Below are 10,201 nucleotides of genomic sequence, written 5' to 3' on the forward strand. Positions count from 1 at the left end.
CCATCAGCGAGAACCGTTCCGCCGGTTGGGAGCTGTCCATCGATCCAGACCTCGACAAATGCCCCAGAGCACCGCCGATCTGGCTCGCGGGTTGACCCGCAATCCTGCAGAACAGGCGCTGGTGGGCCCGGCAGGACTCGAACCTGCAACCAGACCGTTATGAGCGGCCGGCTCTAACCATTGAGCTACAGGCCCCATCAGCGGAGGGCCTGCGGTTAGCATGGGCTGCACGCGGCTTAAAGCTCCGGTTCAGGTTCAGCTTGCGAGGGTGGAACGCGAAGGCCGTCGCGGCGCTTTCCGCTGTGGCCTATGGTCAAGTTTCAAATGGACTGGAGATTTCGATGAAGACCCTGTTGCGCGCCGGCGTGCTGAGCCTGAGCCTCGCGGCCCTGGCGCCTGCCGCCCTGGCCCAGACCGCGCCCGCGCCCGCTGCGCCGGCCGCCGACTCCATGTTCCGCGCCACCACCCTGAACCTGTCCGGCGTCGGCGAGGTGGACGTGGCGCCCGACATGGCGACCATCAGCCTGGGCGTTCAGACCGAGGCGCCGACGGCGCAGGCGGCCATGCAGGCCAACGCCCAGCAGATGACCCGGGTGATGACCGCCCTCAATCGGGCCGGCATCGAGAGCCGGGACATCCAGACCTCGAACCTGAACCTGTCGGCCCAGTACGACTATGTGGAAAACCAGCCGCCGCGCCTGCGGGGCTATCAGGCCAGCAACCAGGTGACCGTCAAGGTGCGCGACCTGGCTCGTCTGGGCTCGGCGGTGGACGCCACGGTCAACGCCGGCGCCAACCAGATCAACAATATCAGCTTCGGCCTGAACGACCGGAGCCAGGCAGAAAACCAGGCCCGCCAGGCCGCCGTCCGTGATCTGCAGGCCAAGGCCCAGCTCTACGCCCAGGCCACCGGCCATCGGGTCGGCCGGCTGGTCACCCTGAGCGAAGGCGCCAGCTATTCGGCCCCGCAGCCGCCCATGCCCTACATGGCCATGGCCCGCAACGAGAGCATGAAGGACTCCACACCGATGTCCGGCGGCGAGCTGACCGTGCGGGTGGATATTTCGGGTCTCTATGAACTGAGCCGCTAAAGATCTGGCCTTCGCCCTTCGGGGCGGAGGCCTATTCCAGGCCGGCGGCGGAAAAGGCGCTGGCCAGACGATCGGTCATGATCATGCCCGGCAGGGCGCGTTGACCTTCCATCACCGCCGCGAAGACCAGGTCGCGGCCCGCCACAGGCCCCGCCGCCCAGCCGACGCTGCGCGAGCCGTCGGTGGCCGTGGGACAGCTGCTGGCCACAGCCTCCGCCGCGGGGCCAAGACTCTTCAGCAGGCCTTCGACCGTCCGAGCCGGCTGATCCTGGCAACCGGGATAGGTGCGCGCGCACACGGTGTTGGTGCCGTAGCGATGGACGATCTTGCCCGAGGCCCGCTCGGCGATCAGCACGCAGGTGGACGGGTCGCCAATCCGCTGGCCGATTTCGCGGTCGAGGATCGAGGTGTCGACCCCTTCGGGGCCGGCCGGCGCGCAGGCGAAGATCAGCAGGGCGGCCGCCGTGAGGGAGATCGCGGCGGGCCAGCGGGCCATCAGGCCGCCTGCTTCATCTCGTTGCCGTCGCCCAGCAGCACGACGGTGGGGGCGTAGTTGCGGGCCTCTTCCTCCGGCAGCATGCCGTAGGTCACCACAATGACCTTATCGCCCTTCTGGACCAGACGGGCGGCGGCGCCGTTGACGCCGATCACCCGCGAGCCCCGAGGCGCCTCGATGGCGTAGGTGGTGAAGCGGGCGCCGGTGGTGATGTTCAGCACATCCACCTGCTCGTGCGGCAGGATGCCAGAGGCGTCCAGCAGATCGCGATCGATGGCGATGGAGCCTTCGTAGTCCAGGTCGGCCTGGGTCACCGTGGCGCGGTGAAGCTTGGCCTTCATAAGGGTGACCAGCATGGGCGGAGGGCGTCCTTGCGTTCACGAGAACTGACAGGCCCGGCAGCCCGAAGGCCGATGGGGAAAAGGCATATACGCATTTCAACCCGCCGGTTCAATTGCGGCGTTGCAACAGCCTTCCCCAAGGGCGCCCTAGGGTAAGCCCCGACCGGGCAAGGGCTCGGCGTTTTTGGGCGCTGCAACCGAAACCGTGACCTCAGGCCCATTCCGGGCCTGCGCCTTGAGAAAGGCGGTCATCTCCTCCAGCACCGGGGCCCGGCCGCGCAGGGGCCGCGACAGGGCCAGCAGGACGCCGGCGTGGCCAAGGTCTGGATAGATTTCGGTCTCCACCGTCACCCCGTTCTGGCGCAGAGCGTTCGCCAGCGCCTCGGTGTTGCGCGGCAGGACCACGGTGTCGCTGTCGCCGGTGGCCAGGAAGACCGGCGGCGCGCCCGATCGCACCTGATGAACCGGCTGAGTGGCGGCAAGATCGCCGGCGGCGCCAAAGACGGCCTGGGTCGTCCGCCCCTCAAGCGGCAGGAAGTCATAGGGACCGGCCAGGCCGGCGACGGCCCGGATACGCGCAGGATCGACACCGGCGTCGCGCAGATAGCTGTCATCGAGGCCAAGCATGATGGCGTTGTAGGCGCCGGCCGAATGTCCGATCAGCACGATCCGCTGAGGGTCGCCGCCATAGCGGGCGGCGTTGTCCACCGCCCAGGCCACGGCCAGGGCGCCATCGGTGAGGAAGTCCGGATAGGTGACCTCGGGATAGAGGCGATAGTCGGGGTTGATCGCCAGGAAGCCCTCGGCCGCCAGGGCCCGGCCGACCCAGCCATAGTCCTGCCGCCGCCCGTCGGTCCACGATCCGCCATAGAAGAAGATGGCCACCGGCGCGGCCTCTGCGCCTCCGGCCGGCGCATAGACGTCCAGCTTCTGGCGAGGCTCCGCCCCGTAGGCCAGGCCCTGGCCTTGGCGGCTGGCGGGGTCGGTGGGCGTGAGCGTGGCGAAGGCGGTCAGGGGCGAACAGGCGCACAGGGTGAGCGCCAGCCCAAGCACGGCGAGGACGGGCGCGATAGGGGGCAGGGTCATGGGCGGGCTTTGGCTCCGGGTTCGGCTTGACGCAGGCCTGCGCGCCCGGCGGTATGGCGGAAGAGCAGGACATACAAGAACGCTACGAAGGGACGAAACAAATGGACGGCGGCTTTTCCTCAAACAGTCTTGAGGCCATAGGCCCGGCCCTGCAGAGCGTGGTGGACGCCGGCGATCTGGCGGGCTTCGTCACCCTGGTCTGGCGCAAGGGCGAGGTGGTCCGCGTCGACACCGTCGGTCATCGGGATATCGCCGGCGGCAAGCCGATGACCCGCGACACCATTTTCCGCATCGCCTCCATGACCAAGCCGATCACCTCGGTGGCGGCCCTGATGCTGATGGAGGAAGGTCGGCTGAAGCTGGACGACCCGATCACCCGCTGGGCGCCGGAATTTTCCGACATGCGGGTCCTGGCCTCGCCCACCGGCCCGCTGGACGACACCGTCCCGGCCGCGCGGGACATCACCATCGAAGACCTGCTGACCCACCGCGCGGGCCTGGCCTATGGCTTCACCTCCATGGGTCCGATCGCCCACGCCCACGAAGAGGCGCTCGGGCCCGCGCTCGGCACCCCGCATATGCCCGACGAATGGATGAAGCGTCTGGGCGCGTTGCCCCTCACCTTCCAGCCCGGCGACCGGTTCCACTACAGCCACGCCACCGACGTGCTCGGCTTCATCATCGGGCGCATCGAGGGCAAGCCCTTCGACCAGGTTCTGCAGGATCGCGTCTTTACGCCGCTCGGCATGAGCGACACCGCCTTCCATGTGCCGCCTGAAAAGCTGGACCGGGCGGCCAAGCTCTACCGGATCAATCCCAAGACCGACGCCATGGAGGAGGTCCCCTTCCCCTATTATCAGGCGCCGCCGACCTTCGCCGCGGGCGGCGGCGGGCTGGTGTCCACCGCCGACGACTATCTGAAGTTCGCCAGGCTGATGCTGGGCAAGGGCGAGGTCGATGGCGTGCGGCTGCTGAAGGCCCAGACGGTGGAGATGATGACCACCGATCGGCTGACCCCGGCCCAGAAGGAGATTCCCTTCATGGGCATCCCGTTCTGGATGGGCCAGGGTTTTGGCCTGGGGGTCTCGATGATCACCGATCCGGTCAAGCAGGCCTGGATGGGGGCGGGCAACGCTGGCGCCTTTGGCTGGCCGGGCGCCTTTGGCACCTGGTGGCAGGCCGATCCGCAGGCCGAGATGGTGCTGATCTATCTGATCCAGAACTCGATGCCGCTTGGCCCAGAGGCGGCGGCGCAGCTGGCCACGGGCCAGCGTATGGGTGGCCGCGCCGCCCTGCCGGTGTTTCAGAAGATGGTCTACGGCGCCCTGTCCAACTGAGGTCTCAAGCCCCGCCCCTCGATGAGGCGGCGGGGCTGAACCGGTTAGCCGCGGGGCGCCACGCAGATGGGTTTGCCCTGGAACATGTCGCCCAGCAGGCTGCCGTCACGGCCGGCTTCGCGGCGGGCCGCATAGAGGGCGTTGTTTTCGGGCGGCGCGTCCTGGCCGGGGCCGCAGACGGCCACGTCGGTGCGCATGCCCTGCGGACACGTGCAGATATCCTCGCGCTTATCCAGGCGGCTGGCCGGCACCTTGCAGACCACCGGCAACAGGCCGCCGCTGACATCGAGACAGATCTGGGTCTTGGTGGGCGGATTGCTGTGGCTCATGCCGGCGTGATCGCCGTGGCTTTGAGCGTGGGCCGCGCCGGCGATCGCGAGGGCGGCGAGACCAGCCAGAAGAGAGACGCTTTTCATGTTATTATCCTCCAGACCTGCCATAAGCCACGGAAATATGGCGTGTTTCAGGCCTCTGGCTTCCCCTCGGCGCTGGCCTGATGTATGCGCCCGACCATGAGCCTGCGCCCCCTCTTCGTCACCCAGATTTATCAAGCGAGCCTCGCCGAAGAGCGGGACTTCGCCGCCTTCAATGACGAGCTGGACGAGGCCGTGCAGATGCTGGCGGCCGAGGACGCCGCCGGTCGCGCCTGGAGCCGGGCCAACGCCTATGGGGGCTATACCTCCTACGCCTCCCTGGACGACCTTCCGCAGCGGGCGACGGTGTTCGGAACCCTGAAGTCGAAACTCGACCGCCACGCCAGGGCCTACGCCCAGGGGCTGAACCTCGACCTCGGCGCGCGCCGGCTGAAGCTCGACAGCCTGTGGGTCAACCTGCTCAAGCCCGGCGCCGGCCACAGCGGCCACATCCATCCCCACAGCGTGCTGTCGGGCACGGTCTATGTGCGCACCCCGCCTGGCGCCAGCGCGCTCAAGCTGGAAGATCCCCGCCTGCCCCTGATGATGGCCGCCCCGCCCCGCCTGGCCGATGCGCCGGAGGCCGAGCGCAGCTTCGTCTATCTGCAGCCCGAGCCCGGCACGATCCTGATGTGGGAGAGCTGGTTGCGTCACGAGGTGCCGGCCAACGCCGCCAAGACGCCGCGGATCAGTATCAGCTTCAACTACGGCTGGCGGTAGAACGGCGTTCACCATCCTTGCAAGCGGGGCCTTAACCGCCTGGGGCGCAGGCTCATGCGGCAGGAGAACCCGCTCATGGACCCGATCGCCACCGCCAGCTACGGCATGCTCGCCGCCAGCCGCCGCTTTGAAGCCTCCGCCCAGCGAACCGCCACCATGGGCGTCGAAGGCTCGACCACCAGCTATGAGCAGGAGGCCGTCGAGCAGATCACGGCCAAGCACCAGTTCAAGGCCAACCTCGCCACCATCGGCGCGGCTCAGGACATGTGGGACGCCCTGCTGCGCCTTCAGGAACGTCGCTAGGCCTCAAGCCCCGCCCGCGGCCAGTTTGGCCCAGGCGGGCTCGGTCGTGATCGTATCGATATCGCCCCAGCCGTCGCCCCCCAGCCGCAGGGGCGAGGTTTCGAGCAGCAGATAGCCGCCGCCGCTGGGATTTGGAGACTTGGCCTCCTGTCCGATCGCGACGTTCTGCAGGGCGGCCGTCAGTAGCTGCCCGACGCCCCCATGGGACACCACGACGGTGAGGCTGGACTGAGCCTCGTCCGCCACCCGCCCCATCGCCGCCAGGATCCGGCTCTGGGCGTCCCGGGCGGTCTCCCAGCCCTGCACGCTCACATCGGGATGGGCGAAGAACTCGGCCACCACCTCCCAGAACCGCGGCGGGGCGATGTAGCCGGTGGCCGAGCGGTCGTTTTCGCCGAGGGCGGCGTCCACATGGTGGGGCGCCTGCAGCCGTTCCGACAGGATTTCAGCCCCATCCATCGCCTTCTGCTCATCGCTGGACCAGACGGCGCGAACCCGCAGGCCGGCAAGCGCCTCGGCCAGGGCCTCCATGCGCGCCCTACCCTTGGCCGACAGGGGCCAGCGGGGCACCGGGACATCCGGATCGATGACGACCTCGGGGTGGGTGACGAAGAGGATCTGGGCCATGACGCGCTCTTGCTGGGGCGCGCCTGTTTGCGACAAAGCCGCGCCTCGCGCCAGTCTCCCGACCACCCGGATCGAGCGGACATTCGGGCGCCTGTGCGCTTCGGCGAATAACCCGCCTTGCATCGGTCGACCGGTCATCGGAGGCTACGCCCCTGGCCCACAGGTGTTGCGATGCAGTTGAACAAGGCGATGCGTACGAAGGCCCTCTATGCGGGCTCGTTCGATCCCGTAACCCGCGGCCATCTCGACATCATCCGCAAGGCGCTCACCACCTTCGACGCGGTCCACGTCGCCGTCGGGACCAATGTGAGGAAGCAGCGGGCCTTCAGCGTCGAGCAGAGCACCGAGCTCATTCGCAGCTCCGTCCTGGACCTTTGGCCGGACGCCGAAGCGATCCTCGGCCAATCGCTGGAGGTCGGCGAATACGCCCGCCAAAGCCTCGTCCGCTATGCCCGCGACATCGGCGCCACCCACATCGTGCGGGGCCTGCGCGAGGCCACCAATTTCCACGAGGAATTCAATCTCCACGGCCTGGCCGAGCGGCTCGATCCCTCGATCCCGATGGTCCATTTCATCTGCGACGCCCAGTTCCTGCACATCTCCTCCAGCACCGCCAAGGAGCTGGAATCGGTCGGCGAAGACATCAGCTGGCTGGTCATGCCCTCGGTCGAGGCGGCCTTTCGCGCGCGGCGGGCTGGGGCGGTGGCCGCTGATGGAACGAGGGCCTGAGATGCCAGAGCTGGCCGAAGCCGCCGGCGTGATCGCCCGCCGCTTTCAAGAGGCCGGCTGTGACGCCGCACTCCATGCTCTTGATCTGCAAAGCGGCGCTGAACTCAGCTTGCACCCGGATCAACCGGTCGTCCTCGCCTCGGTGTTCAAGATTTTCATCGCCTTGGAATTCTATGCGCAGGTTTCCGCCGGCCTTATCGACCCCGCTGAACGCCTGGAGCTAGACCCCCAATCCCTCACCGCCGGCCCGACAGGTCTGTCCATCTTCTCCGACCCGGTGACGCTCTCCTGGCGGGATCTCTGCCTCCAGATGATGAGCGTCAGCGACAACGCGGCGACCGACCTGCTACTGGCCCGGGTGGGGCTGGACCAGGTTAACGCGCGTCTGCGCGCCTGTGGCTGCTCGAACAGCGTCATCGTGCACGATTTGCGGACCATGTTCGACGAGATGGCCCTCGATATCGGGTTTTCCGACTACGCCCATCTGGCCGCCGCCCGGTCGGGCCACCTCGGCAAGGCCGCGCTGGCGCAAAGCAACGATCCAGGTCGGGTCGACGCCGCCGCCGCCTTCGATCCGACGCGGACAAATCGCTCTACCCCCCGAGAGATGACCGACCTTTTGCGCGCAGTCTGGCGGGATGAGGCGACGACGCCGGAGGCCTGCGCCAGCGTGCGAGCCGTCATGGCGCAACAGGTCAGCAGCCGCCTGGGCCGCGCTCTTCCCGACGGCGCTGTCGTCGCCGGCAAGACCGGGAGCCTGACGGGACGGGTCCGCAACGAGGCCGGGGTGATCACACACGCTGACGGCCGCGCCTTCGCCGTGGCTGTGTTTACGCGCGCCCATCACCCCTTCGAAGGGGTGACCAGCATCGAGGCCGCCATCGCAACAAACGCCGCGGCCGCAATCGCGGCGCTTCGATAGCGGCGAACTTCTGGTGCGGCCCTTACGGTCGCGAGGGCAAGTACAGGTGGCAGACAAAGGCGCGGCCGCCTCGTCTTCGTGTCCTTCGCGTTGCTTTGTGGTCTTCGTGTCCCGTCTTTTCCAGACGACCGGACGCCGCCCACGAAAAACCCCGCCGTTTCCGGCGGGGTTCTGAGGTCTTAGCTGTCGAGGAAGCTGCGGAGTTTCCGCGACCGACTCGGGTGCTTGAGCTTGCGGAGCGCCTTGGCCTCGATCTGGCGGATCCGTTCGCGGGTGACGCTGAACTGCTGGCCGACCTCTTCGAGGGTGTGGTCGGTGTTCATGCCGATGCCGAAGCGCATGCGCAGCACGCGTTCTTCCCGCGGAGTCAGCGAGGCGAGCACCCGGGTAGTGGTCTCGCGCAGATTCGACTGGATGGCCGCATCGATGGGCAGGATGGCGTTCTTGTCCTCGATGAAGTCGCCCAGGTGGCTGTCTTCCTCGTCGCCGATGGGCGTTTCGAGGCTGATCGGCTCCTTGGCGATCTTCAGGACCTTGCGGACCTTTTCCAAAGGCATGGCCAGCTTTTCGGCCAGTTCTTCCGGCGTCGGCTCGCGGCCGATCTCGTGCAGCATCTGGCGCGAGGTGCGGACGATCTTGTTGATCGTCTCGATCATGTGCACCGGGATGCGGATGGTCCGGGCCTGGTCGGCGATCGAGCGGGTGATCGCCTGCCGGATCCACCAGGTCGCATAGGTCGAGAACTTGTAGCCGCGGCGATATTCGAACTTATCGACGGCCTTCATCAGGCCGATATTGCCCTCCTGGATCAGGTCCAGGAACTGCAGGCCGCGGTTGGTGTACTTCTTGGCGATGGAGATCACGAGGCGAAGATTGGCCTCGACCATTTCCTTCTTGGCCTGACGGGCCTCGCGCTCGCCCTTCTGAACGGTCTGGACGATGCGGCGATAGTCGTCGATGGCCACGCCGGTCTCGGTGGCGAGCGCAGCGATCTCGGTGCGGATGTCGCTGATCTGGCCGGCGTCGTTCTCGGTGAACTTGGTCCAGCGGACGCCCAGTTCCTTGACCTTGTCGGTCCAGGCGGGATCGAGCTCGGCGCCGAAATAGGCCTTGAGGAATTCCACCCGGCTGATGCCGTAGGAATCGGCCAGACGCAGCAGGCGGCCTTCCAGGCCCATCAGGCGCTTGTTGATCGCATAGAGCTGCTCGACCAGGGCCTCGATGCGGTTGTTGTTGAGCTTCAGCGTCTTGAGGTGCTGGACGATGACCGTGGTCGCGGCCTCGAAGGCCTTGCGGTCGGAATCGCCCAGGTCCTCGCCGGCCAGCTTCTTGGCGACCAGCTTTTCCTGCAGCCGGCGGAAGGAGTCGAACTCCGAGGCGATGGCGTCGAGGGTCTCCATGACGCCATCGCGAAGCTCGGCCTCCATGGCGCTGATGGTGGGGCCGGCGCCGTCGTCGAAATCGTCGTCGTCGTCGTCGCCCTCGCCTTCGGCCTTGGCCTCGCCGCCTTCGGCGCCCGGCTCGGGCTTGGCCTCGGCGGTGTCCTCGGTCCCGGTGTTCTGGCCGCCATAGGTCTGTTCGAGGTCGATGACCTCACGCAGCAGGATGCGGCCCGAGGCCAGCTCCTCGCGCCAGACCATGATGGCTTCGAAGGTCAGGGCGCTTTCGCACAGGCCCCGGATCATGGTGTCGCGGCCGGCCTCGATGCGCTTGGCGATGGCGATCTCGCCCTCGCGCGACAGCAGCTCCACCGAACCCATCTCGCGCAGATACATGCGCACGGGGTCGTCGGTGCGGTCGTAGGCCGGCTCCTTGGTCGTCTCAACGACGGCCGTCTCCTCGCGGACCGCGACCTCGCCGCCCTCGGCGTCCTCTTCGGCCTCAACAACGTTGACGCCCATCTCCGACAGCATGGCGAGCGTGTCTTCGATGGCCTCGGAGGTCACCTCTTCAGACGGCAGGACCTTGTTGAGCTCGTCCATGGTGACGTAGCCGCGGGTCTTGGCCTGCTTGATGAACTTCTTGACCGCGGCGTCCGTCAGGTCGAGCAGCGGACCATCGCTGGTCTGGGCTTCGGTCGTTTCCGCTTCGGCCGTATTGGTGCTCATCGAATTCTCCGGTTCGGTCCGCCGCCTC

General features: G+C 67.3%; 12 protein-coding genes and 1 tRNA gene. 6 read left to right on the forward strand and 7 right to left on the reverse strand.

Going from position 1 to position 10,201, the window contains the following annotated elements; all coding sequences use genetic code 11:
- Positions 1–119 precede the first annotated feature (119 nt).
- Positions 120–195: transfer RNA gene (locus Q8L83_RS12065), tRNA-Ile, on the reverse strand.
- A 146-nt stretch (positions 196–341) separates the two neighbouring features.
- Between Q8L83_RS12065 and Q8L83_RS12070 the strand changes: the two genes are divergently transcribed.
- Positions 342–1,091: an SIMPL domain-containing protein gene (locus Q8L83_RS12070; RefSeq protein WP_305287252.1), complete on the forward strand. Its 750-nt coding sequence runs from the start codon at positions 342–344 to the stop codon at positions 1,089–1,091.
- Between the two features lie 31 nt (positions 1,092–1,122).
- Here Q8L83_RS12070 and Q8L83_RS12075 read toward each other — a convergent pair whose 3' ends face one another.
- The 3 genes from Q8L83_RS12075 to Q8L83_RS12085 form a co-directional block, all read right to left on the reverse strand.
- Positions 1,123–1,587 carry a hypothetical protein gene (locus Q8L83_RS12075; RefSeq protein WP_305287254.1) on the reverse strand — a complete coding sequence of 155 codons (465 nt, stop codon included), beginning with the start codon at positions 1,585–1,587 and terminating at the stop codon, positions 1,123–1,125.
- Positions 1,587–1,943, reverse strand: coding sequence for an aspartate 1-decarboxylase (gene panD / locus Q8L83_RS12080; RefSeq protein ID WP_305287257.1), 357 nt, complete (start codon positions 1,941–1,943; stop codon positions 1,587–1,589). The genes Q8L83_RS12075 and panD overlap by 1 nt, the downstream gene beginning before the upstream one ends.
- 132 nt (positions 1,944–2,075) lie before the next feature.
- Positions 2,076–3,014, reverse strand: a complete 939-nt coding sequence (locus tag Q8L83_RS12085; RefSeq protein WP_305287259.1) for an alpha/beta hydrolase — start codon at positions 3,012–3,014, stop codon at positions 2,076–2,078.
- Between the two features lie 101 nt (positions 3,015–3,115).
- On the opposite strand from Q8L83_RS12085, the gene Q8L83_RS12090 reads away from it, so the two are divergent.
- Complete coding sequence (locus tag Q8L83_RS12090; protein ID WP_305287260.1) at positions 3,116–4,351, forward strand: serine hydrolase; 1,236 nt, start codon at positions 3,116–3,118, stop codon at positions 4,349–4,351.
- Between the two features lie 44 nt (positions 4,352–4,395).
- On the opposite strand, the gene Q8L83_RS12095 is transcribed toward Q8L83_RS12090, so the two are convergent.
- Positions 4,396–4,767: a hypothetical protein gene (locus Q8L83_RS12095; RefSeq protein ID WP_305287262.1), complete on the reverse strand. Its 372-nt coding sequence runs from the start codon at positions 4,765–4,767 to the stop codon at positions 4,396–4,398.
- A gap of 96 nt (positions 4,768–4,863) precedes the next feature.
- Between Q8L83_RS12095 and Q8L83_RS12100 the strand changes: the two genes are divergently transcribed.
- Both Q8L83_RS12100 and Q8L83_RS12105 read left to right on the forward strand, forming a co-directional pair.
- Positions 4,864–5,484: a TIGR02466 family protein gene (locus Q8L83_RS12100; protein WP_305287264.1), complete on the forward strand. Its 621-nt coding sequence runs from the start codon at positions 4,864–4,866 to the stop codon at positions 5,482–5,484.
- 75 nt (positions 5,485–5,559) lie between these two features.
- Positions 5,560–5,787, forward strand: coding sequence for a flagellar basal body rod C-terminal domain-containing protein (locus Q8L83_RS12105; protein WP_304712380.1), 228 nt, complete (start codon positions 5,560–5,562; stop codon positions 5,785–5,787).
- Positions 5,788–5,790: 3 nt separating this feature from the next.
- On the opposite strand, the gene Q8L83_RS12110 is transcribed toward Q8L83_RS12105, so the two are convergent.
- Entirely contained in the window at positions 5,791–6,414 is a 624-nt protein-coding gene (locus Q8L83_RS12110; RefSeq protein ID WP_305287266.1) for a histidine phosphatase family protein, read from the reverse strand.
- A gap of 189 nt (positions 6,415–6,603) precedes the next feature.
- Between Q8L83_RS12110 and coaD the strand changes: the two genes are divergently transcribed.
- Positions 6,604–7,143 carry a pantetheine-phosphate adenylyltransferase gene (gene coaD, locus Q8L83_RS12115; protein ID WP_305287268.1) on the forward strand — a complete coding sequence of 180 codons (540 nt, stop codon included), beginning with the start codon at positions 6,604–6,606 and terminating at the stop codon, positions 7,141–7,143.
- Between the two features lies 1 nt (position 7,144).
- A complete protein-coding gene (locus Q8L83_RS12120; RefSeq protein ID WP_305287270.1) occupies positions 7,145–8,065 on the forward strand; it encodes a serine hydrolase in 921 nt (306 codons plus the stop codon).
- Between the two features lie 179 nt (positions 8,066–8,244).
- On the opposite strand, the gene rpoD is transcribed toward Q8L83_RS12120, so the two are convergent.
- Positions 8,245–10,173 (reverse strand): RNA polymerase sigma factor RpoD, encoded by a 1,929-nt coding sequence (gene rpoD / locus Q8L83_RS12125; RefSeq protein WP_300575203.1) that lies wholly within the window; start codon positions 10,171–10,173, stop codon positions 8,245–8,247.
- Positions 10,174–10,201: the final 28 nt, after the last annotated feature.

The sequence above is a fragment of the Phenylobacterium sp. genome, from assembly GCF_030680185.1.
Taxonomy (GTDB): Bacteria; Pseudomonadota; Alphaproteobacteria; order Caulobacterales; family Caulobacteraceae; genus Phenylobacterium.

Bases quoted from the DNA above. Each gene is read 5' to 3' on its own strand.
- panD (WP_305287257.1), bottom strand. From the start codon at position 1,943: ATGCTGGTCACCCTTATGAAGGCCAAGCTTCACCGCGCCACGGTGACC.
- Q8L83_RS12095 (WP_305287262.1), bottom strand. From the start codon at position 4,767: ATGAAAAGCGTCTCTCTTCTGGCTGGTCTCGCCGCCCTCGCGATCGCC.
- rpoD (WP_300575203.1), bottom strand. From the start codon at position 10,173: ATGAGCACCAATACGGCCGAAGCGGAAACGACCGAAGCCCAGACCAGC.
- Q8L83_RS12070 (WP_305287252.1), top strand. From the start codon at position 342: ATGAAGACCCTGTTGCGCGCCGGCGTGCTGAGCCTGAGCCTCGCGGCC.
- Q8L83_RS12105 (WP_304712380.1), top strand. From the start codon at position 5,560: ATGGACCCGATCGCCACCGCCAGCTACGGCATGCTCGCCGCCAGCCGC.
- Q8L83_RS12075 (WP_305287254.1), bottom strand. From the start codon at position 1,587: ATGGCCCGCTGGCCCGCCGCGATCTCCCTCACGGCGGCCGCCCTGCTG.
- Q8L83_RS12085 (WP_305287259.1), bottom strand. From the start codon at position 3,014: ATGACCCTGCCCCCTATCGCGCCCGTCCTCGCCGTGCTTGGGCTGGCG.
- Q8L83_RS12100 (WP_305287264.1), top strand. From the start codon at position 4,864: ATGAGCCTGCGCCCCCTCTTCGTCACCCAGATTTATCAAGCGAGCCTC.
- coaD (WP_305287268.1), top strand. From the start codon at position 6,604: ATGCGTACGAAGGCCCTCTATGCGGGCTCGTTCGATCCCGTAACCCGC.
- Q8L83_RS12090 (WP_305287260.1), top strand. From the start codon at position 3,116: ATGGACGGCGGCTTTTCCTCAAACAGTCTTGAGGCCATAGGCCCGGCC.
- Q8L83_RS12120 (WP_305287270.1), top strand. From the start codon at position 7,145: ATGCCAGAGCTGGCCGAAGCCGCCGGCGTGATCGCCCGCCGCTTTCAA.
- Q8L83_RS12110 (WP_305287266.1), bottom strand. From the start codon at position 6,414: ATGGCCCAGATCCTCTTCGTCACCCACCCCGAGGTCGTCATCGATCCG.